A 25,047-nucleotide genomic window follows, 5' to 3' on the forward strand; every position below is an offset into this window, starting at 1 on the left:
TAAGTGTGTTGTGTTATTAAAGTACGTTAAGCAATTGCTCTTTTATCTTTTCCAGTTCTTCCTTCATGCGTACAACGGTCTGCTGTATCTGGGCATCGTTGGCCTTTGAACCCATCGTATTAATTTCCCGCCCAATTTCCTGCGAGATAAATCCCAGTTTCTTGCCGTTTGCATCCGATGATTTCAGCGCCTCCAGAAAATAGTCGCAGTGGCTCTTGAGCCTGATCTTCTCTTCTGTGATGTCGAGTTTGTCGATGTAGAAAATGAGCTCCTGCTCCAGCCGGTTCGCGTCGGTGTTTTCCTTTCCTACATATTCGTCGAGGAGTTGCGAAAGCCGCTCTCTGATTACCGGTATTCTTTTGGGATCTTGTTCTTCCACAAGCTTCAGGGAGTTCAGAATGTTGTTGATCCTCAGCACCAGGTCTTTTTGCAGTACATTTCCCTCGTCAATGCGGAACTTCTGAAATTCAGACATCGCCTGCGAAAATGTGGTGAAAAGCTCCTGCCACTCTTCTTCTGTAACCGTCTCTTCATCATATCTGATCACCTCCGGGAAGTTGAGAGCGAGTGACAACAGGTTGGTGCCGTTGTCTTCCAGCTCATCAGCCGAAGCTTTCAGCTGCCCGTAGTATAGTTTCAGCAGCTCCTTATCAATAGAAGCCGTCTTTTTTTCGAGATCGGCATATTCTATAGTGAACGTGATGTTGACCTTGCCTCTTTCAATTTGCTTGCTGCATTCATTTCTCAGAATCAGCTCTTTGTCAGAAAATGCCTTTGGTAATTTTAGTGCAAGCTCGAGAAACTTGCTGTTTAGTGATTTGATCTCTACGGTATACTTCGCATTCTGGAAGTCTCTGGAAGCGATACCGTAACCAGTCATGGATTTAATCATGGGCAAAGATACTATTTTATTCAAATCTAACCGGTTAGTTTACCTTTTTCAAACCGGTAGCCTTGCCTGTGGCCCTGGTTTTGTGTTAAAAATGGTTAAATGAAAGGCGATTGCGAAAATATAAGTTACTTTAGTTATGTATATGTCTTTAGGTAAACTGATATGCCTTTTTCTGGTTCTGCTTGGCTTTGCTTTTACAACTGCCCGCGCGCAAACTGAAAAGCCGCAGCAGGGCGCAGTGCTGAAGCGTGGCGGGGGAGTTAGAATAAGTGGAGCGCTGATTCTGAATAAACAGTCCAAATTATCGGTAACCTCCAATCAGCTGGGTTTCTTTAGCCTCCTTTCTTCTCCGGGTGATACGCTTGAGATCTCCGCTGTGGGATATACGCCGCAGTCCGTCGTGGTGTCTGATTTTAAGGATATGCTGCTTTATCTCATTCCTGTAACGCAACTGAACGAAGTGCTCGTGAAAGGGAAATCCCTCCAGAGCGAGCTTAGCGAGATTGAGAAGTCATACAGGAGCAAAGGCGTATATTATAACGGAAAGCCACCCCTGCTGGCCGCCGTATTTCATCCCTTAACGGCCATCAATGAGCTTTTCGGAAAGAACGCCAAACGTGCGAGACGGTTTCAGGAGTACGCGGAGAATGAGATGGATTACCAGGAGATCAGCAGAAAGTTCAACGATCTGGCCATCAAGAACGCCGTGCCGATCACAGATGAGGAGCTTCCTGATTTCAGGTCGGAATATCTTCCCACTGTTGAGCAGATTAGAAGATGGAATGACTATGATCTGGTGGTCTATATCAGGACCTCATACAAGGAGTTCAAGGCCGGCAGAGAGCAGCAAAAGGAAGGCTCACAGAAAGAACCGGTAAAGAAAGAGTAGCGACTTACCGCTTCGGCTTCCGCGCAAATTCTTTCACTTCCTTAACAAGTCGCATCTTGAGATAAAGGATCAGCCCCAAGAGAAATAAACAAGCGACAATAAGGCCGTAATGTCGGTTGTTGAAACTCCAAACCAGGGAGAACACCAAAAAAATGAGGGAGAGGTTATAGATGATGTTCAGTACGATCCGCTTAAACATAGAGTGGGAATAAAATGACTGTTCATACTTCCATGACAGATGATAAGCATGAACAGTCCTCTTAACTAATAAACTTGCATATCAGGATCAAACTTTTCCTTCCAGGCCAGGATACCTCCTTCAAGGTTGTATAGGTTCTCATATCCGAGCTGCTGCTCCAGCTGCATGATAGCGGCAGCACTGCGCTTTCCGCTTCTGCACTGAACGATCACTGGTTTATCAGTGGCTATTTTATCTGATTCAATAAGAACACCGGCCAGAGGAATATTCTCTCCTCCAAGATTAGACACTTCATATTCGAACGGCTCACGCACGTCGATCAGCTGAAATTCTTCGCCGCTGTCAATCTTTTGCTTTAGCTCTTCCACAGTTATTTCTTTCATAATCTGAGTATTTTAAATCAAATATAGTAAAAGCGAAACCTTCAGCACCCGCAGGCAATCACAGCAGTGTAAAATATTTACCTGCCGGCTCAAGGGGCTAATATTTTATTTAGCTTGTAACAACCAGAGGCTTAGGTCGTTTTATTATCATACTATTATTACGTTGTTGATGAAGAAGATCACCGATTTTTTTTGGTTCTGCTCGGGAGTGCATGTAGCTACTTTGAAAAGATTTCCTACAGAACATAATAAATACGTAGGTATTGGGGCTACCATATTCTTTACCGCTCTTTTTGCTTCTCTTTCGGGAGGGTATGCCATGTATTTCGTTTTTTCCGGCAGCCCCGCTGCTGTCCTTTTTGCAATCTTATTCGGGCTTTTATGGGGGCTTGCCATCTTCAACATGGACCGCTACATCGTCTCCAGCATAAACAAGAACGGGTCGTCAGGGAAACAGATTTTGCAGGCCACACCGCGGGTCTTGCTCGCCATTATGATCGGCATCGTCATATCAAGGCCGCTTGAGCTGAAGATCTTCGACAAAGAGATCCGACAAAAGCTGAGAACAACTTACCTGAACGGTCAGCGGTCAAAAATAGACACACTCAATCTCACCTTTTCAAACAAATACGGAAGCGAGTTAAGCAAGCTGAAAGGCTTAAATGCCGAAAAGGACTCTTTGGAAAAAGATATCAACCGGTCACGCTACGTCCTTAATCAGGAGATCTTTGGGGATAAAACCAACCAGACATCGGGTAAAGTGGGCTACGGGACCTATGCAAAGCAGAAAGAGTCTGTTCTTACTGAGAAAACCGCCAGGCTGGAGTCGGTAAGGGGACAGATTGCGCAGATGGAGAACTACATCTCCAAAAGAAAGGACATGGATGGAATTACCAGCGAAAGGATGTTTAGCGGAAAGCAGCTCGATAGCCTTTCTAACGTCGCAGGATTCGCCGACAGGAACTGGGCGCTGGGGCAGCTAAGCTTCAACGCCGACGGCAGTCGCGATGTAGGGACGTACCTCGCCATCTCTTTTATCGGCTTATTGTTCATTCTCTTTGAGTGCTTACCGGTATTCGTTAAGCTGATGAGCGATCGCGGTCCCTACGATATTGCGATTAACAACGTAGAGGAGGGCGCAGTTCATGGATCGTTCAAGGATCGCGACTTCGACATCGCAGTGATCGACGGGGTACAGGAGACGAAGGTCGACACCGAAATCGAGAAGCAGAAAAAGATGCTCAGGGCGAAATCGTTAAGAGAAATGGAAGAGTTTGGCGTCTAATGCAACTCTTCTTCGGGGCCCCCTGCAATTGGACGTCGCATAATGTAGTCGTTCATAAAAAACTGGTAGTAGGGGATGTCCACTTCCTGATAAATATCAAAACCGATTCTTTTGTAAAAGGCAAGCGCAGGATTGTGGCGGTTTACGTTTAGTTCGAGTAATGAGGCACCTAGTGCACGGCTGCGTTCCTCCATGTAATTGATCATCTGCTTGCCCGCGCCGAGACCCTGAGCCCGGGGATGGACATAAAGCTTATGGATCTTCACAATGCTCTCGCCTGTCGTGCCCGAGAAGGAGCAGAAGGCAAGGGCGCTGCCGTCCGATTCTGCAAGTGCAAACTGTTGTCCCTGGCCCATCTGTTCGGTTAAAGCTTCTTCTGAATACATTTTTTCCAGCATAAGGCTGATCTGTTCCCCCGAAAGAATGGACTGGTAGGTAGGCCACCAGGTCTCTTGCGCAAGCTTCCGGATAACTGAAATGTCTTCTTTATAAGCAGGTCTGATTGTCATACTCGGCGCATTTTATTTTCGCGCCTAAACTACAGCATAAAAGCGTTAGTAGCAATCCCAAAATGTGCCCCGGACGCGGTCTACAGGTCCTCGGCTACAAAGATGAAGGGGACATCGAAGCTCAGCGAATAAAAGCCTTCTTTCTCCGTGAGGTACACATGCTCCTCTGTTTTTTTCAGCCCCTGTGTCTGTAAATGCCTCACTTCTGAGAGGATCTCAACTTTCTCTCCTTTCGGCTTCCATTTGCTGAAACCGCTCTTTACCGGAAAGATCTTTTTTGCAGGGGTCAGGATGGTCATGGTAAGGTGTTCGGCAAACAAAGCATAGTCCTTGATGCAAAAGGAAGTAGCAATAATGTTTACAGAGTGGTACTGTTCTCCTGCCAGATATTTAAGCGCATCTTCCAGTGCGGTGTCCTCCGTCCTGATCACGAAGGTGCCTGGCTGAAGCGCAGGCTGCCGGGTAGAAGAATGGCTCACAACGCCGTCTATTTTGATACCGAGCGAGTCTGTTTCCTCATATGCGGTGTCGTTCACAATTACGGTCGGACTCCATTCAAGCAGTTGGCCGAGGTTCTCCAGATTGAATCCTGCAAGGCTCATAATGAGCAGAGCGGGCTCTTGTTTTTCGCGGACGATATGATGAGAGGACATAGTTTTTAAGGCAAAAGCTTAGCGTTAAGCTATAAAGTTAACTATTTCAGGCTGTAGTAAGAAATGTTCCCTTTATGCTGATCGCAATCCTCAGTAGATTTTCCTGTATATTTCTTTTAAGGCCGCAGCAGGATGAGCAGCATCGTTAATGGCAGACGCCACTGCGATTCCATGGATGCCGGTAGATAATAAGGGTTCCACATCTGCTAATGTGATGCCGCCTACAGCCAGGAGCGGAATACTAAGCTCTGCTTTTTTCATCTCGTCAACGATGGAGCGGTATCCATCAGTTCCGAGGAGCGGATAGTCGTTCGGCTTCGTAGTTGTAACGGAGAAAGGCCCGCAGCCAGCATAGTCCACCACCCCGCTCATGATGATGGCCCTGATGTCATCAAATGTGTTAGCTGAGGCTCCCAGAGTCTTATCCGGACCGATCTCCTGGCGGATAGCCCTGAAATCAGCGCGCATGTCTTCTATATGCACTCCCTGGATGTCTGCCTTTCCGAGAAGCTGATAATGATCTGTGATGATGAGGGTTGCCCCCCACTCATCACAGATCTCTGAAATCATTTGAGCTTCGTCAATCAGCTCTGCTTCTGGTTTTGAAAAGCAGCGGTATTGCACCCAATTCGCTCCTGCCTCGCAGGCCATCCTCACCTGTTCCACATGGCTCCGGCCGGCAATGTCGTGCGTGATATAGTGAAGCTTCGATATGTATTTCTTCATGAAGTTTTATTTAAGGGCTTCAGTAACGGGTTGCCCTATCGCGCCGTTAGGAGCCTGGATGTGGAGCAAAGCCGAGATAGTAGGTGCAATGTCGGTCATGTTAACTGTCCGGTTAGTTGCGCCATGTTTGATTCCCCATCCCATCAGCACAAAAGGAATGTGCGCGTCGTAGGGATTCCATACTCCATGGGTTGTACCTGTTTGCGATCCGCTAAAAAAGCCGGGCTTCGGGATAATCTGAATTACGCCGCTATGTGCCGCGTTGTATCCATTGACGATCCTGTTCTTAAGCACTGCCGGGATACTTGTTTCTTCCACTTTGTCAACGTCCACTGCAAAAGCAACATCGTCCCTCTTTTTAAGAAGAGCCACGCAAGCTGAGCGAATAGCAGATTCATTCAGGTTCTTCCTCGCAATGAGAGTATTGTTCAGATTTACCTGATAGTTTTCAAGTCCCAAAACCAGATTGCTTTCATTGAATTCCCTGGAAAGGGCATCGTTTAATTCCTTTGCCACCTGAGATGAAGGAAAGATTCCCGCCGGGATCTTCTGGTCTAGAAGGAAATTAGGATTATGGGCAGCACCATGGTCGGCCGTGAGGAATACCGTGTAATTGCCGTTTCCAACCTTTGAATCAAGGAAACTTAAAAATTCGGCCAGTTCGCGATCGAGTTTCAGGTAGGTGTCTTCTGTCTCAACTGCATTGATGCCGAAACGGTGGCCGATATAGTCGGTAGACGAAAAGCTTACCGCCAGGAAGTCGGTAACAGGTCCCTGGCCCATCTTTTCATTTTCTACGGCAGCCTTTGCTATATCGAAGGTGATGGTGTTTCCATAAGGAGTAGTTCGGATGATGGAATAGTCTTTAGCCATCATCGCTGAGGTCTGCACCGGCAGGGTAGGTGCGTCGGTCCCGGTGAACTTGCCCTCGTACCGGTTATTGTCGGCCGTACTTTGAACATAGGTGTTAGCAGGGTAAAGGGTATTCCAGTTCTGCTTCAGATATTTTTCAGGCAGCTTTTGATCATTTAGCTTTTTAACCCAGGCAGGGAGGTCCTGCATATAATACGTGCTGCTGATCCAGTTGCCCGTCTTGTCGTCGAACCAGTAAGCGGCATTTGCAGCATGTCCGGCCGGCAGGATTCCCCCCGGTCTTTAAGCGCGATGCCGATCACCTTGGAACGGAAGTTCGTGGCCAGTCTCAGCTCATCAGTAACCGTACTGACAAGCAAGTTACGGGGCGACATTTTTCCGGCTTCAGAAGTGCTTCCTACAGTGTTTACTAATGAATCTTCCACACAGTAGACAGATCTTCCTGTCTTTTGATCAATGAATTCGTTCCCGGCAATTCCATGAAGAGCGGGGACAGAGCCGGTGTATGCTGAGGAGTGCCCGATTGCAGTAACGGTCGGGATATAATCGATATTGGTGTTCTCGCAGCTGAAACCCTGATTCAGGAGCCTTTTAAAGCCCCCTGCGTATAACGGTCATAATAACGGTAAAGATAGTCCCATCTCATCTGATCTACCACAATTCCTACTACCAGTTTAGGACGGGGAAGCGAAGAAGACGGAGTGTTTTTCTTACTCTGAGAAAAGGATGCATTTTGAAATGCTGCACATGCTAGCGCAACAAGAAACGTGTGTTTTATCTTCATGACACGATAAAGATAAGGACAATATGTAAAATAGAAGTTAATTAACCCAGAATGGCGTCGAAGCACCATTCCGGGTCAATATTAAAATTTCAGGCCAAGAGAAAGAAGGAAGTTACGCGTGGCCTGCGGATAGTACCCGTTGCCCGAAAAGAGCTTTCCTTCGCTCATGTACTTGAACGTATAGCCATTGTTTTCGTATAGTTCGTTGAATACGTTATTTACAAGCAGCGTAATGCCCACGTTCTTTAACCTCCCGAGGCCGGTATTATAGCGCAGTCGGATGTCGTTCACGAAGAATGCGTCGAGTGTTCTGTCCGGGCGCCCAGCTGCATCGATTGCAGTGCTTCTGTTTGAGGTATTGTCGAGGTATTGTTTGCTTACGTATTTGCTTAAAAGAGCAATTTCTGCATTCCTTAAGGGGTGAATGCCAGTTCGCTCGATCCTACAAAGTTTGGAGAGAATGCGATGTCGGTGTTTTTATAGGCAAAGCTCTGCTGGCCGCTCAAGTCGTCAACATACTCGGTAAATGTCTTGATCCTGCTTTTGCTAATGCTTGCGGTAGCTGCCCAGCGGAGCTTAGAGGAAATTCTTACCTGGCCGTCCAGTTCGATGCCCAGACGATAGCTGTCGGGTACATTCATTCGTGTTGCCTGCCCCACGTCGTTGATCTCTCCCGTCAGGATGAGCTGGTCCTTGTAGAACATTCCATAGACGTTGGCTCCAATCTGATAGTTCTTATCCTGACGCCTGTACCCAAGTTCGAGGTCTTTCAGGTTTTCTGCCTTTGGCCTGCTCTCTGCACTTGATTCGGTGTAGTCGTCCCGGTTAGGTTCTTTGTTTGCAACGGCCAGAGATGCATACACGTTGCTCTTGCTATTCAGAAGCCAGGTCACTCCTATCTTGGGATTAAAGAAGTTGAGTGTCTCTTTTTGCTGAACACTATTCCTGCTGCGGTTAAGGCCAAGGAACGAGTAGCCTACGCGCCGGTACTGAAGATCCGCGAATACGCTGAACTTATCCTTCTGATAAACACCACGTATATAGCTGTTGAAGTCGGTCTTTACCGCATCGTTGTCGTAATACCGGCGCTTGGTGCTTATGCCTTTTTCCTGAGGGAGAACGTAGGGGACTTCTGCCCATACCACTTCGCCGAAGTGGCTTCCCCGGTACTCATTATACGCTCCTCCCAAGGTGATATCCAGGTCGCTTTTAGGCTTGTAGTTGAAGCTGTAAGTTCCTCCGTAGAAGTGATTGTCCAGCCATTTCTGCCTCACAAGGTCGCTTTCCTCTACCGCAGCCCCATTTATCACCGGAGAAGCGAATCCGTAGTTTTTCAGGGAGTCAGTCTTGAACTCCTCATAATACCCGCGTCCGTAGGTATAGTGGAGGGCAGAGTTAAATGTGAGCTTATCACTGAACGTATGGGTGTACAGCAGCTGGTAGTGATCCTGCTGATAGTTGTCGGTCTGATTCTCGTAAGTGAAAGGGTTGTAAGTCCTGTTCGTTGCGAGGCTGTCCTGCGGGACTCCTTCCCAGGCCTGATAGGTCTTCTCTTTTCCTGAAAATACATTTGCCCTGATCAGGTCCTTTTTCCCGTAGAAGGCGCCCGTCAGGAAGAACGACTTCAGATCAGAGGCGCCGCGGTCGATGTACCCGTCTGACTTTATTCTCGACAATCTTGCATCGAAGGTGAATTTATGATCGATCAGTCCGGAGCCTACGCTGACCGTGTTTTTCCAGGTGTCGAACGATCCGTAAGTGTTGTTTATTTCCGCATAGGAGGAGTCGCGCCGCGTGGTGGTCTGGACGTTGATACTTCCGCCAAAGGCAGCTGCCCCGTTCGTGGAAGTGCCCACTCCTCTCTGGATCTGCATGTTGTCCACAGAAGAGGCAAAGTCAGGAAGGTTCACGAAAAACGCGCCCTGGCTCTCAGCGTCGTTGAGGGGAATGCCGTTCACCGTTACGTTAATGCGCGTGATATCGCTTCCCCGGATGCGGATGCCCGTGTATCCGATGCCTGTTCCGGCATCAGAACTCACTACCACCGAGGGGGTCTGATTAAGCAGGTAGGGAAGGTCCTGCCCCAGGTTGTTTTTGCCGATCTCTTCCCGGTTGAGGTTTTTGTAAGTAGTGCCGGTATTCTCCTGAGCCCTCGTGGCTCTCACAATCACTTCGTCTGTGACTATGCTGTTCCTGTACAGCACAAGGTTGAGCCACTCCGATCCGCTTACTCTGACGTTGTCGCTCAGGTCCCGGTATCCAATGTATCTCACCTTTAGCAAGTAGGTGCCGGGTTTTGAAACCGGAATGCTGAACTCGCCTTTTTCATTTGTAGTTGCCGAGCGGTCGCCTACTGCGACACTTGCCCCTGGCAGAGGCTGCCGCGTAGCGTGATCGGTAATTCTTCCTTTTAAGAACAGTTGGGCTGAAACCACGTACGGCATCAGCATCGCCATGATGGCGAACAGCGCATTTTTTTCACTTTAGATTTTAAAAAAACAGTTAAACATACCGCACGCAAGGGCCACGTGCTCTTTTAACTTTTACCATCCCTACGCCGGCATTATCCGGATCAGGTGCCCGACAGTCAGCTCTGGCTTAAGCCTTTCTGCTGTCGGTGGGTATAATCTCAGCCTTTATTTGTGTCAGGAAGAAACAAGCTCTTCCGCAACAAGGCACCCCTTAAGACGGACCAAATATAGTAAAATAAAACAGTTACGCTTCTCTTTAAATTGGCCTTTACGATCTCTGAGCGAACATTCTCTATTTTGAAATAGTCATAATTCTCCTTAAGTTTATCCCCTTTTAGCTTTTAGGGCAATTAGCTTTATTGAGTCATTTACCGATGTTGAGGGTCGAAAGTTCAAAACCATACAAGGTCGTTTATTCATTGTGCAGGCACGAGTACCTGGGCTTTCTTATTGAACCTCATGTCGTTCAGTTAAATCCAGATGGTGATTTTTCCCTGACACATCAGCGGCTTTTCACCACCACAGCAAGGGAATTCTCAATAGGCCTTGATGAGACTGATCATAAGCTTATTAAATTACTCGAAGAAACAGAACAGGGCCATATCATTAAGAGATACTACAAGAAAACGATCAGACCGATCGAGTTCTTTAGCAAGATCTATGATGACAAGCTGCACACGGCAATCCGGCCTAAGATAGAAAGGCGCATCATCGAGGCTTTGGCCCTGCTTCGCTCCAAGCCCCTGTACTTAATGAGCAAGGAGGGCTGGCCTGTGGAGCGGCTGCTTTCTATCGCTGCTGAGCCCGCTACAGTACTCTTCCATTTCCGGAGGAATGAAGAAGAGACCCGTTACTTCCCCACAATTAAATTCGGAGGCGTCAGGATCGAATTTATGTTCAAGGATGCACAGGTGATCTGTAATGATCCGGCCTGGCTCTTGCTTGAGGATACGCTCTATTTCTTTGAGGGCGACCTGGAAGGGAAGAAGCTGCAGCCTTTCCTGAATAAGCGGTATATCTCCATCCCCAAATCAGCCGAAAAGACATATTTCGAGAAATTCGTTGCCCCGCTGATTGAGAAACATCATGTGTATGCAGAAGGCTTTGTAATCCATAGCGAGCGGTTCGACGCGGTGCCCGTAATCAAGGTGATCTATATACCCGGCGGAGTGTCGCAGCTGCAGCTCTACTTTAAGTATGGAAGCTATGTTTTTTCTGCCGGGAGCGACAGGAAGGTCTCGGTCCACATGGAAAAGGACAACGACAATTACATCTTTCACCGGATCAGGCGCTCGGTCGATCAGGAAAAGGCAAGGCTCAGGCAATTGCTTGAAATGGGACTGGAAAACAAGGGCGGATTGTTTATTCAACTGGAGACCAAGCGGACATCAGACGAAGACGCTGCCTTCAGTGTGATCGACTGGCTCAATGAGCACCATCAGGAATTGATGGATGCCGGCTATATTATTGAGCAGCCCGACGGGAATAAGCGTTTCATCTTCGGGCAGAGTGCCATTAATCTCGAAGTAAAGGAGAGTAACGACTGGTTTGACCTCGAGGCAGTGGTAAGATTCGGACCGTACACCGTTCCTTTCCTGGATCTCAGACATCATATCCTGAATAAGGTGCGGGAATTCGTTCTTCCTTCCGGCGAGATCGCCATCATTCCAGAGCAGTGGTTTTCGCAATACAGCAATCTCCTTAACTTCTCCGAGAAGAGCCATGACGGACTGCGGTTGAAGAAGCACCACATCGGATTAATTACCGACGTTGCGCATAGCGACCTGGCAGCAGTAACACTGGACCGGAAAATAAGGAACCTGTCCGACTTTGAAGAAATTGAGGATACTCCTGTTCCGCTGAATTTCAAAGGCGAACTTCGGCCCTATCAGAAAGCGGGATACAACTGGTTTCATTTCCTCCGTAAATATAAGTTCGGGGGCTGTCTGGCCGACGATATGGGTTTGGGAAAAACGGTGCAGACGCTGGCACTGCTCCAGAAAATAAAGGAAGAGGCCCAGGCAGAAGGGCAGGGATCAACGTCTCTCATCATCATGCCTACTTCGCTTATCTACAACTGGCAGAATGAAGCAACAAAGTTCGCTCCCGGCCTGAAGATATTAGTTCATACAGGCACTTTCCGGAACAAGGATGTCGGGCGTTTTATGCAGTACGATGTCATATTTACCACCTACGGCATTACCCGGGTGGATATCGACCTCATGGAACACCTGTATTTCAACTACATCATCCTTGACGAGAGTCAGAATATCAAAAACCCGGATTCCAAGGCCTATAAAGCCGTTAAGAAACTGAAGTCGAAGCATAAGCTGGTTTTAAGCGGTACGCCTGTAGAGAATTCGGTTAATGATCTGTGGACCCAGATGTCCTTTATTAATCCCGGTCTCCTCGGGAACCAGACATTCTTCCAGGAGAGCTTCGTAAACCCCATAGAAAAGAAGAAGGATGAGGAAAAAGCTAAAAAGCTGCAGGCCATTATTAAACCCTTTGTTTTAAGGCGGACGAAGAATCAGGTGGCGACAGAACTGCCTGAAAAAACGGAACAGCTGTTCTACTGCAGCATGTGCGAGGAGCAGGCCGAGTATTATGAAAAAGTGAAGTCCGAGTATCGTAACGAGTTGCTTAGAACGCTGGAGGACGGATCATTTCAGAGATCGCAGATCCAGGTGCTGCAGGGCCTCACCAAGCTTCGCCAGATTGCTAACCATCCCCAAATGGTTGATGCACAGTACGAAGGAGAGTCAGGGAAGTTTGAAAACGTTATACACACGCTCGGCAGTGTGCTTGCTGAGGGGCATAAGGTGCTTGTCTTTTCTCAGTTCGTCAAGCAGCTTGACATATACAGGAATTATCTCGACAAGGAGCGCATCCCTTACGCGTATCTCGATGGAGCCACGAAGAACCGCGGCGAGGTAGTGGATGAGTTTCAGAGGAACAGCGACATTAAGCTTTTTTTGATCTCTCTGAAAGCCGGAGGAGTAGGATTAAACCTGACGGAGGCCGACTATGTGTTCATGCTGGATCCCTGGTGGAACCCCGCCGTTGAGCAGCAGGCCGTGGATCGTACGCACCGCATCGGGCAAAAGAAGAACGTCTTTATCTATAAATTTATCACCAAGGATAGTGTAGAGGAGAAAATTCTGGCGCTCCAGAACAGAAAACGCTCGGTAGCAGAGTCCCTCATCACTACAGAAGAAAGCTTCGTCAAGTCGCTGAGTGCCGACGATATCCGGGAGATCCTGAATTAGTGGGCCATCGCCTGCAGATACGCTTCTCGGCCGATCATCTCGGCGCCCATACTTTCCAGGTGCTCCGAGTGTACCTGGCAGTCGATCAACTGGTATCCCCCATGCTGGCAAAGCCAGATCAGCGCAGCTTTTGATGCATTGCTCTTCCTGCTGAACATGCTCTCGCCGCAAAAGATGCGCCCCGTCTCTACTCCATACAAGCCTCCTGCCAGCTCCCCGTCCTGCCATACTTCCACAGAATGAGCGTCGCCCATTTCATGGAGCCTAATATAGGCCTTCTGCATATCATCGGTGATCCAGGTTCCATCCTGCCCTGGTCTGAAAACAGCCGAGCACGCCCCGATCACTTCTCTGAATGCCTGGTTCCGGGTGATCGTAAACCTGCCTGCTTTGAGGATCTGCCTCATGCTTTTCGAAATCTTCAGCTTCTCAGGGTAAAGCACAAAGCGCTCGTGAGGTGAATACCAGAGAATGGGAGTTTCGTCGGAATACCAGGGGAAAATGCCGAGCTCATAAGCATGCATGAGTCGCCGGGGCGAGAGGTCACCCCCAACAGCAAGTAAACCATCTTCCTCTGCAAGTTCAACGGGTGGGAAAGAAATATCCTCATCATTAAGCTGAAAGATCATCCTGGACAATTAAAAAAAGCATGAGCTGCACGCTCAAGCATGCAAAGATAAGCTGCGCAAGCTCATCTTGCTTCAGTCCTAAGCCTTCTTCTTTATTACCAGTTTTTTATTCAGTGATTTAGAGACTTCGTCCATAAATTTTTGCATTTCGGTGTACTGCGCAGCAGGGATGATATGTTTGCTGAGTGAGAACGTCGATACACTTTTAACCTCATGCTTTTCCCGGTCATAGGAGTATTTCGCCTGATACTGCCCGTATTTAAAGTTCAGATTGATTTCTCCGGGCAAGGTCTCAACTTCATAGTCCGCCGGGATGGTGATTGAGGTAACGTTCTTTTTCTGCAGGGGATGGGAGAAATAGAAGTCGTTCTTCCTTTTCTCCATCACTGGTACTGTTGCTTTGAACAGATCAAATATCCTGGGCCGGTAGAAGTACTTGTCTCCGGCTTTCATATCACTCAGCGCCTCGTAGGTAAGGTCCAGCGTCACCTCCTTTATGCCATCTTTGTCAGAGGCGGGCGGCAGTTCAAAGATGTCGGGTTGGCGGAGGTTAAGATAATTGATCAGATATTTTTTCTGATCGTCGGTTTTTGAAGCAGACAGGGCCATGAACAGATCCCTGTATTCGCCCGAAGATTTGATCACCACTTTTGCCCTCGCTGTCCCATCTTCAGCGATTGTGACGTTGGTCTCGCTGTCGAATATATGGTCTTCCATTTTGCTGCCCGGCGTTCTCACCAGTTTGCCCCCGTCCTCCGTGACCAGAAGCCCGTACCGGTTTTCGGTGAACGGACCCAGTTTCCCGAATGGCTTGGTATTGCTGGTGCATTCCAGCCATGTAGTGTCGTTTTTAAAGGGGATGCACAGCACGATATGATTAAACGGATCGTTTACAAAATCAGGGTCCGCCGGCTCTTCGTTTTCTCCGGCCCTTATCAGGGTGTAATAAGACGGAATGCCCACAGTCTTAAGTAAGGTATACATGTAGTTGGCAAGGGCTTTACAGTCGCCATACTTCTTTTCATCAACGAAGGTGGCAGGAAAGGGTTTTAAACCGCCGATGCCGAGCTGGATGCTCACGTAGCGCATATTTTTCTGCAGGTATTCATACAGGAACTTTGCCTTGTCTTTGTCTGTCGGAAGAGAGGAGACCATTTGTCTGATTTCCTCTTCTCTTTTCGGGCTTAAGGAAGACACGTTCTTATTCAATGCCTGCTGCCATAGTCCAAATCCCTTCCAGCTGCTCATGTCTCCGGGCACCCCGTCACATTCAATCTGATTGGTTGCAAATGAGATATGCGGAAGAATGCACCAGTTCGGGCAGTCGTCTTCTGTCCTCACCGGCTTCAGATCTTTTACTTCCCATAGATAGACGTCCATGCCGTCTTCGGTGCTCCGCTTTGGCGGGAGGTCGATGTTCTTTACCTTATATCTGAAGCCAACAGAAGGGTTTACCGAGATCTTGCATCTCCCAAACTGTACTGACTCCTTCTTTTCTCCTATCTGCCATTCGCCCAGGTCTAAAAAGCTGTTCAGGCTCTTCTCATATACCTGCTCTACGGTTACCGGATAGGATGTGATGTCATGACTGGCGTACAAGACCCGGTCGTCGGTGATAATAGAGATGTTATCGACGGCCGAGTGATCATACATATCCCCTTTCTTGTATCGCTTTATCATCTTTCCCGACGCGTCGTAGACCGTCATTTCCATGCTGCTGACAGACGAAAATTTCTTATCATATCCGACAGCTATGACGGCTTCATTTTCGGCTTTCTCGTTTAGAATGGTCTTGATACTGTGGCACCGGATCACGGCTTTTGAAGGCTGTTTGACCATCATTTCCATGCTATAATACCGGGTTACGAAATCTGCCCCTTTCTTCATCGAGTCAGGAATAGCAGCTGCCGTATAGGTCTCGGGCGGGATGCCATTCTTTTGTGCGAACAGGGTAAGCGAAGCAGAAAGGAGCAGAAAGAGGACTGCTCCTTTTGTCAGGGTAAGCAAGCGGTTCATGATTTCTTTAGTACTATTTGTTCGTTCAGCATATCAAACATCTGCTTGTAAAACTGCCGTAACAACGGATACTCATCCTGCACGTAAATCGACTTCTGAAAGTCAATCACGTACCGTATCATGATCCTGCCGTCCTCTTCATTCACTATCCTTTTAAAGCTGATGCTCTTGTCGGGCATAACCAGGTTGAGGCTCTTTGGCAGTGCGTCTGCCTTAAAGTGCTCCGGTATTTCATAGGTCCCGGTGATGGTATATTTACTCGGATGGCCAAAGTCGATGATCGTTGTACGCTTTTCCGCCAGGAAAGGGTTTTTTCTTAAAGAACTGAAAAGGTTGGGATTAAAGTAAATATAGTCACCGTCTACGCCTTTCAGCTCCATTTCAAAGTCAAAGAGCTCTTTCATCGGGAGCGAGTCGATATCTACTCCTTCCAGTTTCATGTTGTTGATCTTTATCGCATTATCTTTCTCAGTGAGCCACTCCTTGAACTTCTCCTCGCCATCGGTCTTGAAGAGCTGTGCCGAACTGATCTTGTGATAATCAAAGTCGTAGATGTTGGCATTGCCGCTCACCTTTCCGTCCGCTTTAATTTGTGCCGTAATAAATACGTTCTTTCTTGCGGCTTCCGGCGCGTTCAGTTCAACGAAATCGTATTTCTTGCTGTCCTTATCTACCGACAGGCCGTAAGAATTCAGGAGGTGATCGGGAATGGTGTTGTAGGGCTGGTACTTGCTGCACGCATCGAGTACGAACATTTTGGTGCTGTCTACCGGAATATGCACGACAGTCCGGTTGAACTGATAAAGCCAGGGATATGCAATATTGATCTTTCCATGCGAGCGGGTGCTCACAATCATGGGGCAGGCTTCCTTAACATCAGCCTGGTGCAGGAGTCTGTAAAGGATCAGGTTGATCTCGGTGGAATTTCCGGTTTTCTTCTGCCAGGCCTTGCTGATGCCGTCATTGGTATACCAGCGGTCCACGCCGTTCCATTTCATCGTATTTCTCACCTCGTTGAACAGGTAAGCGATCTTCTCTTCTGTAGTTTTCAGACTTTTGGCCTTGGCAACCAGTAGTTCCTCGCCCTGAAGTTTCTTCTTGAGCTGCGAGCCGAAATCTTCGTCCTCCGTCAGTCCGTTCACCACCTTCTGCCAGGTATCCGCATAACTCTTTACGAAGCCCCCGATAGGTTTGATTTGCGCCAGTTGAAATTGTACAGACTCAATGTTATCTCTCCTTGAAGTCATGTACGGTTCATTAGAAAGTGAGGGAACGTTTTGCAGCGCCTGCGTTCTGATATCAACCGTATAGCCGACTGATTCGGTGCCGGTACCCAGCGACTTTGATTCTGAGCTCGTCTTGTTCTTAAAAAATGGCTGGTGGATACGATATTGCGGCTTGTAGTAGATCAGATCAGGAACAGAGGTGGTCAGTTCGCTGTATCTTACCGGTATATCCGACTGAAATTCCCAGTCGGGGAAGTTTGAAAACGAGCCGGTCTTCCATTGGTACTTAAACTCGATGATGGAGCCTGGCTGCACGTCAGGGAAAGAAAAGACGAGCGCCGTTTGGTTTTTATCGACAGCTTCCGTGAAGATTTGCTTTTTGTCGAGCTTCGTAATCACGGTCTTGCCGTCTTTCAGGTTAATTGTCTGAGCCTGCAGACCGTACAGTTCCTCGTAATGATTAATAGAATAGTATTCCAGCCTCACGTTTGCAGCGTCTTTGGCCTTTTCATTAAAGATCTTCACACGCTTGTGCCGTTCCATTACGATATCGAAATTTTGATCGAAGTAAACATCGGCCTTGTCAAAGAGCACCATGGCATTGGCATCTTTCTCAAACGGGCATTCTTTTAACTCAAGATCTGCGGTGCTGATCTTTCCGTAGGGCATGGTTTCATTCTGAGCTTTGGCTAACGGTGCCAGGCCCAGTAAACAGAAAATAAGGAAGTCTTTTTCATGATTGTTATAAGTTCCAGGTCTGTAATAAAGGTAGAAATTAGCTTTGAAATTGCAACAGCAATCGAAAAATAAAAGCTGAAGCTCCCGCGTTTATTTGTATTAAACCTGTTAGCGCTATTATGGTCAAAATGAATAAAGAATTACATCTGTCACGTTAGAAATCGCAGGATGCTGACCACCGAACACAATGACCGCTTAAAACACTTGTATTCACGTGCTTCTTTCGGGATCTGCTATCATGAATTGCAGCAGCTGAGCGGCACTCCTGTTGAAAAGGCTTTTGAAAGGCTGATGGAGCAGTCTGAAAAGGCTGCGCCCCTTAAGGAAGTAAGCGAACGCCTCACGCGGCCTCCCAAGGAGTCGAATCCTTCAGAAGAAGAGATCAGGGATTATTTGCGGAGGAGAAACGAGCAGGAACAGCAGGTCAATATTGGCTGGATGAAGCGGCTTGCAGAGTCCGGATGCCCCTTCCTGGAAAAGATGACCTTGTTCTGGCATGGCCACTTCGCCTGCCGGATTAATGATGGATACTATCTTCAGCAGCTCAACAATATTCACAGGAAGAATGCCCTCGGTAACTTCAGGACGATGCTTCTGGAGGTGTCCCAGGCCCCTGCCATGCTGTCTTTTTTGAATAATCAGCAGAATAAGAAAACCCACCCCAACGAAAACTTCGCCCGCGAGTTAATGGAACTCTTCACACTTGGAAGGGGCTATTACACAGAAAATGATGTGAAGGAGGCGGCCAGGGCATTTACCGGATGGCAGTACAATAGAGATTCAGGCGAGTTTTTCTTTAATGAAAGGCAGCACGACTCCGGAACCAAGGTATTCCTCGGACAGAAGGGCAGCTTTGCCGGAGAGGAGATCATTGATATCATCCTGCAAAAGAAGCAGACCGCTTTTTTTATTGCAGAGAAGCTGTATAAGTTCTTTGTGAACGACATTCCCGACCCCAGGCATGTTGAGGAGCTGGGAAATTTGTTTTACGCCGGCGGCTACGAGATGAAACCTTTGCTGAGGAAGCTCTTTACTGCTGACTGGTTTTATCATTCGCGTAATGTGGGAAATAAGATCAAGTCGCCGGTTGAGCTCCTGACAGGATTAAACAGGCAGTTTAACATCCGGTATGAGAACGAGCGAATCCTCCTTCAGCTGCAGCGGTCTATGGGACAGGCTCTTTTTTATCCTCCCAATGTGGCAGGCTGGCCGGGGGGCGAAGCTGGATCGACAGTTCTTCTTTGCTTACCCGCATGAAACTCCCCTCCTTGTTGCTGAACGGAGGGACAATCGAGTCGGACGGCAAAGCGGATCCAGAAGACGAAGCGCTTATATCCGCACTGAGAAAGAGGCAGTCGAATGTTGAAAGGAAGATTGGCAGCGTACCCGACTGGACCGGCTTTTTCCAGGGGCTTCCTGCCGGCATAAGTAAAGAGGAGCTCGCTTATTTGCTGATCGCCGGCAAAACGGATGAACGTCTGTTGTCGGCAATAAACGGAGACAGTACAAAGAATATCGTGTTACAATTGCTTAGTACGCCTGAATATCAGCTTTGCTGACAGGCTTATGTTGATGCCGATCTATGAAAAGAAGAGAATTTTTAAAGAACTCAATCCTTGCTTCAGGTTCGATTCTGGTACCTGCTTTTTTAAAGCCCTTTGAGGCGTATTCTGAAGAGCAATCGCAGGGATTAAAGAACCTCGTCGTGATTCAGCTCTCCGGCGGAAACGACGGACTTAACACGGTGGTTCCCTACGGTCTCGACGGCTACTACCAGATGAGGAAAAGTATAGCACTTGCCCCCCGCGATGTGATCAGGCTGGATGACCTGCAGGGGCTTAATCCTAATATGGAGGCCCTGAGGGAGATATACGATCAGGGCTGGATGACCATCCTCAACAGCGTCGGCTATCCCAACCCGGACCGCTCTCATTTTCGGTCCATGGATATCTGGCAAACCGCAAGCAAGGCCGACGAGTACCTCACGTCGGGCTGGCTGGGCCGCTACCTCGACTCAAACTGCCAGGTTTGCCGCGAACCCTGGTCGGCGATAGAGGTCGACGATTCCCTGTCTCTCGCTCTTAAGGGAAAGTCTAAAAAGGGGATCGCGGTGCGGGAGCCGGCGAAGCTTCTTAACAATACAAGGGAGCCGTTTTTCAGCGAAGTGACCAGGGCGCATGATGAGCACCTCAACGAGGATAATCTGGGGTACCTCTATAAGACGATGATCGAGACATCCTCTTCCGCGGCGTATATACAGCAAACGTCCAGGACCTACCAGAACAAGGTCTCTTATCCGCAAACTGCTTTTGCCAATCAGCTTAAATTAGTCTCGCGTTTTATTAACAGCGGCCTCAACACCCGCGTGTATTATGTTTCCTTGAGCGGTTTTGATACGCATACCGGGCAGGTGGAGCAACAAGGCCGGCTGCTCAGGCAGTATAGCGAAGGACTGAGCACGTTCTTAAAGGAGTTGAAGCTGACCGGTAAGCTAGACGACACACTTGTACTCACCTTTTCTGAGTTCGGCCGCAGAGTGGAGCAGAACGGCAGCAATGGAACAGACCACGGCACAGCTAACAATCTCTTTGTTTTCGGCGGCTCGCTGAAAAAGCAAGGGATTTTTAACGATGTTCCTGACCTTACGGATCTCGATAACGGCGACCTGAAATATAAGATAGACTTCCGCTCTGTCTACGCTACCGTTCTGGATAAGTGGCTGGGTGTGAGCAACCGGGTGGTACTGAACCGTAATTTTTCAAATCTGGACTTCCTGTAGCTCGGCGGAGATGCCGGTACTCAGTTGCAGCTGCTTTCTATCAGCCGGTCAGCCTTGCTGCTGCCCAGCTTTTTAACAAAGCGAAGGTCTTCGCAGGCGCCTTCTTTGTCGCCCTGTCTTAATTTCTTTTGTGCCTGTTGAATCACTTCATCGATATACTCCTCGTTATATCCGAGTTGTTCTTTCAGCTGCATGATCTTCTTCTCGTCATCTTCGGTATACTTGCCCTTTTCTTTTTGGGAGTAGAAGTTCGTAATGGCGGCTGTCAGTTCTTGCTGAGCACGGTAAGCATTGATGGCGTTTCTGATATCTTTGGGGCTTTGCGTAAGACAGCCGCGATCACTCAGGCTAAAGGTAACTGGCATAGTCATGATACTGGTGGTGTCAAAGCCGGCTGGTACCAGCCATTTTCCCGAGCTCAGCCGCACGATCCGCAGCGCCTCATCGTCGAGGTCGACACCCAGGCCTTTTTCTACCCGCGAACCATAGACCTGTCCATTCGTGCCCAGTCTGAAGCTCACTTCTATCGTGCCCTGGATACAGTTCTGCCTGGAGTAGCCCGGGTAGATCAGATTTTGGGATATAAAAGTTTGCATGCCTCTCTTCCCCCCTCTGAAGGAAGGTTGATCTCCCCCCGGCTTATCAAACAGCGCCAGACATGTAATCAATAACCAATTCAGGATCATACCATTGTATAACGAAGAAACAATGGAATTATTGAAAGGTGTGAGAAAGAATTATTTGAGGGTCAGGGCAATTGGCCAGGTACCGTTCCCGCTCTGAGTACCGGCATACCCCAGGGTAGTCTCCTCTCATTCCCTCCAGGTCGAGAATGAGCTGGAAGTGTAAATGCGGAGGCCAGTGCCCGTTTTCTTCAGGAACTCCGAACTCGGCAAACCGGGCGCCGGCTCTGATCTCCTCTCCCTCACTTAATCCTGAGATAGAACTCAGGCTAAGGTGCCCGTAAAGACTGTAGATATGCTCTTCTCCTGCTCCGTGACTAAGTATGATCGTTGCGCCGTAGTCGCCATGCCGGTCATTAAACTGATAGCTGTGCACCCTTGCCGGGAGCGGACAATAGACCGGTGTTCCCGCACTGCCCCAGATGTCGGTGCCGAGATGCAAACGGCGCGGTTCTCCTCCCGCAGTATCAAAGTGCTCACTGCGGCTGTAAATGGTGCGATGTTCAGCATATCCTCCGATGCCGTAGCGGCATGAATGCTGCTTTAGTTCTTCTTCTACGTAGGCAGAAAAAGCTGCGGTATCTTTAAGAACGGCCTCGCTCAGCGAGGTGTTTTTACTGGTAAAATCCATTGCCAGCAGCCGGTCATACGCAGGGTTAAAATCTACAACAGGAAACACCTGCTGAGCTGCTGTATTCAGTTTGATGTCAGGCATGTTTGCCATCTAAAAGATAATAATAGATATAAATAAAGTGTGATAAAGCGCCGAGCACTACAAAAACATGCCAGATCTCGTGCGTATGAAAGCGTTTCCCGCAAGGCCTGTCCTGATAATAAAAGTAGGTCCCCCCTATATAGAAAACGCCGCCCAGAAGCATCCACCATATGGCGGCAAGGGGCAGCACCGAGAGCATCTGGCTGATGAGAGGTACGATGAGGCAGCCCATCGAAATGTATAGTGCAAGAGATACACGCTCGTTCAGCAGCCTGTCCCTGATTTTGAGAATACAGCCTGTCGCAGCAATAGCCCACACGACGGCCAGGAGAGCCCATTTTATCCATCCTGCAAAGACAAGCAGGGAGGTAGGCGTATAGGTTCCGGCAATCATCAGGTAGATGCAGCAATGGTCGCACTTCTGCAAGAAGCGAAGTCCTTTTTCCGATCCTGAAAAACCGTGATAGACGGCGCTGATCAGAAACAAGAGAAAGGCACAGCCGCTATAAACAAAGCCCGAGACAATTTCAGCAGGAGATTGTGCTTTCACATAAATAAGGACACACGCCGGGATAGCCAGAAGTGCGGGCAGGGCATGCGTGTAGAAATTAACAGGCTCCCTGATTGCCCTCATTCGTCAGTATCAGGCTGGCGCGGCTCCTTGCTGATCTTATCAAAGATCTTGTCCATCCGCTCCACATACTCGTTCGTATCATCAACGAAGAACTCCAGCTGAGGGATGATCCGCACCTGATTCTTAATCCTGCTCCCTAATTTATAGCGTATCTCGCTTGCATGTGCTTTTACTGTATTGAGTGCAAGCGATGTGTTTTGGTTGTTGAAGAAGCTGAGGAAAACCCTTGCAATCGCCAGGTCGGGGGTCACCCTCACCTTTGTAATGGTAACAAGAGTATTAGGCAGAAAACTCATGCCTTCCCGCTGAAAGATCTCCGCCAGGTCTTTCTGTATAACTCCCGCGAATTTTTGCTGTCGTTTGCTTTCCATCTTATAATAACGTTGCCTCCTGACTAAAGTTGAGAAGAATTATAAATCCTTCTTTCCTGTCAAAGGTACGTAAATTCCTTTATGAAAACAGGCTGAAAGGGCCGCCAGGTCTTCTGTATGTGATCTGGCGCATTTTCGAAAATCTCATTTTTTGTACCTTTACGAGACACGGAGGCTTAAGCGCCTGCCTTTGCCGGCCCCTCATAAGCGCTCTGAACCTAAATGACCATTGATCTTTAAAACTGACGATATGGAAACTATTCTTGTTCCGGTTGATTTTTCCAGGGCTTCCGATCACGCTGCCAAGTATGCCCTGCGCATTGCTCAGCAAATAGGAAACTGCCGGCTCCTGCTGCTGCATGTTGTTCGGGTTGGCTATTATGAAACGATACTGCCCTCTGTTGACTATACACAGTACGGCGACGAAGATATTCAGCGCATGCACAATCAGTTCGTGAAGAAACTGAATAACCTTAAAGACCGGCTCTGCTCGCTCTGCGAGAAAAAAGTGCCCGTCGATATCAGCATAGAGGAAGGCAGCCTGCTCGCTATCATTAACGAGGTGAACGAACACGAGGATCCCTTTCTGGTTGTGATTGGCAGTAATGGAAGGAATGATATGGACGACCGGTCCCTCGGAACCAACACTATAAAAATTGCCAGGACCTCCAGCAGGCCTGTGCTCGTGGTGCCCCCTTGCGCGCTCTTTAAGCCGGTAGAAAAAGTGGTGCTCGCCTGTGACTTCCGCAAGGTTTCCGAGACGATGCCCGTTCATAGTCTGAAGAATATCGTCAAGACGTTCGGCTCGAGGCTGGAGGTATTGAACGTGAATCCCAAAGGCGAGCAGCTAAAGGAAGAGGTGCTCAGAGAGCAGGCCCTGCTTGATGAGATGCTTACCGATGTGGAGCATGAATACCAGTTTACAGAGCACAAGAATGTTGCGGAAGGGATTCTGGATTACGCGAAACATAGCAAGGCGCAGATTATCATTTCTCTGCCGAGAAAGTACAGTTTCTTCGAGTCCATTCTTCATGACAGCGTCTCTGCACGGCTCACCTTCCGCTCGGAAAAGCCCGTCCTGCTGCTCAGGGCTGAATAGAAACTATGCACCTGTCCCCTCTCAGGAGGGGATAGGCGCATATGGATACCTCTGCATATGAATATCTCTGACCTTCTCAAATACCAGTTTTCTGAACTCGTCTACGTTCTCTTTGTTTAGTGCAGAGATAAAGACAGCAGGCATGTTGTGGCGGCTCATCCAGGTGTTCCTGAAATCCTCGAGGGTTAAGGTCTGACCTTCCTCCGCGCCCTCATGCGTGTAGGCATCGATCTTATTAAAAACAGTGATCGTTTCCTTGTCGGCCGCACCAAGGTCTTTTAATGTTTCGTTAACCGTTCTGATCTGGTCCTCGAAGTTCGGATGAGAGATGTCGACCACATGGATCAGCACATCTGCCTCTCTTACTTCATCAAGGGTCGACTTAAAGCACTCGACCAAGTGGTGAGGGAGCTTGCGAATGAAGCCGACAGTGTCAGAAAGCAGAAAGGGAAGATTTTCTATCACCACTTTCCTGACGGTCGTATCCAGCGTCGCGAAGAGCTTGTTCTCGGCAAAGACGTCCGATTTGGACACCATGTTCATGATGGTAGATTTACCCACATTGGTATAGCCCACCAGCGCTACCCGTACAAGTTCTCCCCGGTTTTTTCTTTGCGTTTCGTTCTGCTTGTCAATCAGTTTCAGCTTTTCCTTCAGGAGAGCGATCTTGTTCTGAATCATCCGGCGGTCACTCTCGATCTGCGACTCCCCCGGACCGCGCATTCCGATCCCTCCCTTTTGCCGCTCAAGGTGGGTCCACATCCTCGTCAGCCTCGGCAATAAGTATTGAAGCTGTGCCAGCTCTACCTGGGTCTTCGCCTGCGCCGTTTGCGCCCTGCGGGCAAAGATGTCGAGGATCAGATTGCTCCGGTCAAGGATCTTGACCTCTAACTCCCGTTCAATATTTCGAATCTGTGAGGGCGACAGCTCGTCGTCAAATACTACCAGATCAATCTCTTCCGACTTTACATAAGCCTGAATTTGCTCCAGTTTTCCCTTCCCCACAAACGTCGCCCTGTCCGCTCGCTGCATCCTCTGAGTGAATGTTTTTTCGGTAATTCCTCCCGCTGTCTCGACCAGGAACTCTAACTCTTCCAGGTACTCCCGCTCCAGCTCGTCAGTCTCATCCGGCGTAATAATGCCGACAAGTACTGCACGTTCCGGCTTCACTGCCGTATCATAAAATTTTTGTCTCGCCATGTATTATTAAAAATTGTCGTCACT

At 48.4% G+C, this 25,047-nt stretch carries 23 protein-coding genes, 1 pseudogene and 1 riboswitch; of the genes and pseudogenes, 7 read left to right on the top strand and 17 right to left on the bottom strand.

Features of this window, described 5'->3' with window-relative positions; all coding sequences use genetic code 11:
- Positions 1-16: 16 nt before the first annotated feature.
- Positions 17-892, bottom strand: coding sequence for a YicC/YloC family endoribonuclease (locus ACES2C_RS06555; RefSeq protein WP_374166183.1), 876 nt, complete (start codon positions 890-892; stop codon positions 17-19).
- Positions 893-1,034: 142 nt separating this feature from the next.
- On the opposite strand from ACES2C_RS06555, the gene ACES2C_RS06560 reads away from it, so the two are divergent.
- Positions 1,035-1,781: a hypothetical protein gene (locus ACES2C_RS06560; RefSeq protein ID WP_374166184.1), complete on the top strand. Its 747-nt coding sequence runs from the start codon at positions 1,035-1,037 to the stop codon at positions 1,779-1,781.
- Between the two features lie 4 nt (positions 1,782-1,785).
- Here ACES2C_RS06560 and ACES2C_RS06565 read toward each other — a convergent pair whose 3' ends face one another.
- Together ACES2C_RS06565 and ACES2C_RS06570 are read right to left on the bottom strand one after the other, a co-directional pair.
- Positions 1,786-1,980, bottom strand: coding sequence for a DUF6358 family protein (locus ACES2C_RS06565; protein ID WP_374166185.1), 195 nt, complete (start codon positions 1,978-1,980; stop codon positions 1,786-1,788).
- Between the two features lie 65 nt (positions 1,981-2,045).
- Entirely contained in the window at positions 2,046-2,363 is a 318-nt protein-coding gene (locus tag ACES2C_RS06570; RefSeq protein WP_374166186.1) for a rhodanese-like domain-containing protein, read from the bottom strand.
- A gap of 169 nt (positions 2,364-2,532) precedes the next feature.
- Between ACES2C_RS06570 and ACES2C_RS06575 the strand changes: the two genes are divergently transcribed.
- On the top strand, positions 2,533-3,648 hold the full coding sequence (locus tag ACES2C_RS06575; protein WP_374166187.1) for a DUF4407 domain-containing protein: 1,116 nt from the start codon (positions 2,533-2,535) through the stop codon (positions 3,646-3,648).
- On the opposite strand, the gene ACES2C_RS06580 is transcribed toward ACES2C_RS06575, so the two are convergent.
- From ACES2C_RS06580 to ACES2C_RS06605, 6 genes and pseudogenes are all read right to left on the bottom strand, one after another.
- Entirely contained in the window at positions 3,645-4,157 is a 513-nt protein-coding gene (locus ACES2C_RS06580) for an N-acetyltransferase family protein (RefSeq protein ID WP_374166188.1), read from the bottom strand. The two genes, ACES2C_RS06575 and ACES2C_RS06580, sit on opposite strands and share 4 nt — an antisense overlap.
- A gap of 80 nt (positions 4,158-4,237) precedes the next feature.
- Positions 4,238-4,810 carry a thiamine pyrophosphokinase gene (locus ACES2C_RS06585; protein WP_374166189.1) on the bottom strand — a complete coding sequence of 191 codons (573 nt, stop codon included), beginning with the start codon at positions 4,808-4,810 and terminating at the stop codon, positions 4,238-4,240.
- A gap of 90 nt (positions 4,811-4,900) precedes the next feature.
- Positions 4,901-5,536: a thiamine phosphate synthase gene (locus ACES2C_RS06590; protein ID WP_374166190.1), complete on the bottom strand. Its 636-nt coding sequence runs from the start codon at positions 5,534-5,536 to the stop codon at positions 4,901-4,903.
- Between the two features lie 6 nt (positions 5,537-5,542).
- A pseudogene (pafA, locus tag ACES2C_RS06595) lies at positions 5,543-7,193 on the bottom strand (alkaline phosphatase PafA).
- A gap of 81 nt (positions 7,194-7,274) precedes the next feature.
- Positions 7,275-7,484 carry a hypothetical protein gene (locus ACES2C_RS06600; protein ID WP_374166191.1) on the bottom strand — a complete coding sequence of 70 codons (210 nt, stop codon included), beginning with the start codon at positions 7,482-7,484 and terminating at the stop codon, positions 7,275-7,277.
- Between the two features lie 122 nt (positions 7,485-7,606).
- The gene (locus ACES2C_RS06605; RefSeq protein WP_374166192.1) at positions 7,607-9,643 is read right to left on the bottom strand and encodes a TonB-dependent receptor; all 2,037 of its coding nucleotides are present in this window, start codon (positions 9,641-9,643) and stop codon (positions 7,607-7,609) included.
- Between the two features lie 82 nt (positions 9,644-9,725).
- A riboswitch (TPP riboswitch) is annotated at positions 9,726-9,886 on the bottom strand.
- A 152-nt stretch (positions 9,887-10,038) separates the two neighbouring features.
- Here ACES2C_RS06605 and ACES2C_RS06610 point away from each other — a divergent pair.
- Positions 10,039-12,933 (top strand): DEAD/DEAH box helicase, encoded by a 2,895-nt coding sequence (locus ACES2C_RS06610; RefSeq protein WP_374166193.1) that lies wholly within the window; start codon positions 10,039-10,041, stop codon positions 12,931-12,933.
- Here ACES2C_RS06610 and aat read toward each other — a convergent pair.
- The 3 genes from aat to ACES2C_RS06625 all read right to left on the bottom strand — a co-directional run bounded on the left by aat (position 12,930) and on the right by ACES2C_RS06625 (position 17,473).
- Complete coding sequence (gene aat, locus ACES2C_RS06615; protein WP_374166194.1) at positions 12,930-13,562, bottom strand: leucyl/phenylalanyl-tRNA--protein transferase; 633 nt, start codon at positions 13,560-13,562, stop codon at positions 12,930-12,932. The genes ACES2C_RS06610 and aat overlap by 4 nt on opposite strands.
- A 78-nt stretch (positions 13,563-13,640) precedes the next feature.
- A complete protein-coding gene (locus ACES2C_RS06620; protein ID WP_374166195.1) occupies positions 13,641-15,578 on the bottom strand; it encodes a DUF3857 domain-containing protein in 1,938 nt (645 codons plus the stop codon).
- Positions 15,575-17,473, bottom strand: coding sequence for a DUF3857 domain-containing protein (locus ACES2C_RS06625; RefSeq protein WP_374166196.1), 1,899 nt, complete (start codon positions 17,471-17,473; stop codon positions 15,575-15,577). Before ACES2C_RS06625 ends, ACES2C_RS06620 begins: the two co-directional genes overlap by 4 nt.
- Positions 17,474-17,710: 237 nt before the next feature.
- Between ACES2C_RS06625 and ACES2C_RS06630 the strand changes: the two genes are divergently transcribed.
- Genes ACES2C_RS06630 through ACES2C_RS06640 form a run of 3 tightly spaced genes read left to right on the top strand, consistent with a single transcriptional unit; the run spans position 17,711 to position 20,321 of the window.
- A complete protein-coding gene (locus tag ACES2C_RS06630; RefSeq protein ID WP_374166197.1) occupies positions 17,711-18,799 on the top strand; it encodes a DUF1800 family protein in 1,089 nt (362 codons plus the stop codon).
- Positions 18,796-19,101 carry a hypothetical protein gene (locus tag ACES2C_RS06635; protein ID WP_374166198.1) on the top strand — a complete coding sequence of 102 codons (306 nt, stop codon included), beginning with the start codon at positions 18,796-18,798 and terminating at the stop codon, positions 19,099-19,101. The genes ACES2C_RS06630 and ACES2C_RS06635 overlap by 4 nt, the downstream gene beginning before the upstream one ends.
- A gap of 23 nt (positions 19,102-19,124) precedes the next feature.
- Positions 19,125-20,321 (top strand): DUF1501 domain-containing protein, encoded by a 1,197-nt coding sequence (locus ACES2C_RS06640; RefSeq protein WP_374166199.1) that lies wholly within the window; start codon positions 19,125-19,127, stop codon positions 20,319-20,321.
- Between the two features lie 20 nt (positions 20,322-20,341).
- On the opposite strand, the gene ACES2C_RS06645 is transcribed toward ACES2C_RS06640, so the two are convergent.
- From ACES2C_RS06645 to rbfA, 4 genes are all read right to left on the bottom strand, one after another.
- Entirely contained in the window at positions 20,342-20,917 is a 576-nt protein-coding gene (locus tag ACES2C_RS06645) for a TonB family protein (RefSeq protein WP_374166200.1), read from the bottom strand.
- Between the two features lie 118 nt (positions 20,918-21,035).
- Positions 21,036-21,719 (bottom strand): peptidoglycan DD-metalloendopeptidase family protein, encoded by a 684-nt coding sequence (locus ACES2C_RS06650; RefSeq protein WP_374166201.1) that lies wholly within the window; start codon positions 21,717-21,719, stop codon positions 21,036-21,038.
- Positions 21,712-22,353: a hemolysin III family protein gene (locus tag ACES2C_RS06655; protein WP_374166202.1), complete on the bottom strand. Its 642-nt coding sequence runs from the start codon at positions 22,351-22,353 to the stop codon at positions 21,712-21,714. Before ACES2C_RS06655 ends, ACES2C_RS06650 begins: the two co-directional genes overlap by 8 nt.
- On the bottom strand, positions 22,350-22,724 hold the full coding sequence (gene rbfA / locus ACES2C_RS06660; protein WP_374166203.1) for a 30S ribosome-binding factor RbfA: 375 nt from the start codon (positions 22,722-22,724) through the stop codon (positions 22,350-22,352). Before rbfA ends, ACES2C_RS06655 begins: the two co-directional genes overlap by 4 nt.
- Before the next feature lie 250 nt (positions 22,725-22,974).
- On the opposite strand from rbfA, the gene ACES2C_RS06665 reads away from it, so the two are divergent.
- The gene (locus ACES2C_RS06665) at positions 22,975-23,823 is read left to right on the top strand and encodes a universal stress protein (RefSeq protein ID WP_374166204.1); all 849 of its coding nucleotides are present in this window, start codon (positions 22,975-22,977) and stop codon (positions 23,821-23,823) included.
- Between the two features lie 21 nt (positions 23,824-23,844).
- Here the strand turns inward: ACES2C_RS06665 and hflX are convergent, their stop codons facing one another.
- On the bottom strand, positions 23,845-25,023 hold the full coding sequence (hflX, locus tag ACES2C_RS06670) for a GTPase HflX (RefSeq protein ID WP_374166205.1): 1,179 nt from the start codon (positions 25,021-25,023) through the stop codon (positions 23,845-23,847).
- Between the last annotated feature and the right edge of the window lie 24 nt (positions 25,024-25,047).

Source organism: Arcticibacter sp. MXS-1, assembly GCF_041902385.1.
GTDB lineage: Bacteria > Bacteroidota > Bacteroidia > Sphingobacteriales > Sphingobacteriaceae > Arcticibacter.

Bases quoted from the DNA above. Each gene is read 5' to 3' on its own strand.
- ACES2C_RS06625 (WP_374166196.1), bottom strand. From the start codon at position 17,473: ATGCCCTACGGAAAGATCAGCACCGCAGATCTTGAGTTAAAAGAATGC.
- ACES2C_RS06635 (WP_374166198.1), top strand. From the start codon at position 18,796: ATGAAACTCCCCTCCTTGTTGCTGAACGGAGGGACAATCGAGTCGGAC.
- ACES2C_RS06650 (WP_374166201.1), bottom strand. From the start codon at position 21,719: ATGCCTGACATCAAACTGAATACAGCAGCTCAGCAGGTGTTTCCTGTT.
- ACES2C_RS06575 (WP_374166187.1), top strand. From the start codon at position 2,533: ATGAAGAAGATCACCGATTTTTTTTGGTTCTGCTCGGGAGTGCATGTA.
- ACES2C_RS06665 (WP_374166204.1), top strand. From the start codon at position 22,975: ATGGAAACTATTCTTGTTCCGGTTGATTTTTCCAGGGCTTCCGATCAC.
- aat (WP_374166194.1), bottom strand. From the start codon at position 13,562: ATGATCTTTCAGCTTAATGATGAGGATATTTCTTTCCCACCCGTTGAA.
- ACES2C_RS06645 (WP_374166200.1), bottom strand. From the start codon at position 20,917: ATGCAAACTTTTATATCCCAAAATCTGATCTACCCGGGCTACTCCAGG.
- ACES2C_RS06640 (WP_374166199.1), top strand. From the start codon at position 19,125: ATGAAAAGAAGAGAATTTTTAAAGAACTCAATCCTTGCTTCAGGTTCG.
- ACES2C_RS06555 (WP_374166183.1), bottom strand. From the start codon at position 892: ATGATTAAATCCATGACTGGTTACGGTATCGCTTCCAGAGACTTCCAG.
- ACES2C_RS06605 (WP_374166192.1), bottom strand. From the start codon at position 9,643: ATGCTGATGCCGTACGTGGTTTCAGCCCAACTGTTCTTAAAAGGAAGA.
- rbfA (WP_374166203.1), bottom strand. From the start codon at position 22,724: ATGGAAAGCAAACGACAGCAAAAATTCGCGGGAGTTATACAGAAAGAC.
- ACES2C_RS06655 (WP_374166202.1), bottom strand. From the start codon at position 22,353: ATGAGGGCAATCAGGGAGCCTGTTAATTTCTACACGCATGCCCTGCCC.
- ACES2C_RS06570 (WP_374166186.1), bottom strand. From the start codon at position 2,363: ATGAAAGAAATAACTGTGGAAGAGCTAAAGCAAAAGATTGACAGCGGC.
- ACES2C_RS06580 (WP_374166188.1), bottom strand. From the start codon at position 4,157: ATGACAATCAGACCTGCTTATAAAGAAGACATTTCAGTTATCCGGAAG.
- ACES2C_RS06560 (WP_374166184.1), top strand. From the start codon at position 1,035: ATGTCTTTAGGTAAACTGATATGCCTTTTTCTGGTTCTGCTTGGCTTT.
- ACES2C_RS06585 (WP_374166189.1), bottom strand. From the start codon at position 4,810: ATGTCCTCTCATCATATCGTCCGCGAAAAACAAGAGCCCGCTCTGCTC.
- ACES2C_RS06630 (WP_374166197.1), top strand. From the start codon at position 17,711: ATGCTGACCACCGAACACAATGACCGCTTAAAACACTTGTATTCACGT.
- hflX (WP_374166205.1), bottom strand. From the start codon at position 25,023: ATGGCGAGACAAAAATTTTATGATACGGCAGTGAAGCCGGAACGTGCA.
- ACES2C_RS06565 (WP_374166185.1), bottom strand. From the start codon at position 1,980: ATGTTTAAGCGGATCGTACTGAACATCATCTATAACCTCTCCCTCATT.
- ACES2C_RS06620 (WP_374166195.1), bottom strand. From the start codon at position 15,578: ATGAACCGCTTGCTTACCCTGACAAAAGGAGCAGTCCTCTTTCTGCTC.
- ACES2C_RS06590 (WP_374166190.1), bottom strand. From the start codon at position 5,536: ATGAAGAAATACATATCGAAGCTTCACTATATCACGCACGACATTGCC.
- ACES2C_RS06610 (WP_374166193.1), top strand. From the start codon at position 10,039: ATGTTGAGGGTCGAAAGTTCAAAACCATACAAGGTCGTTTATTCATTG.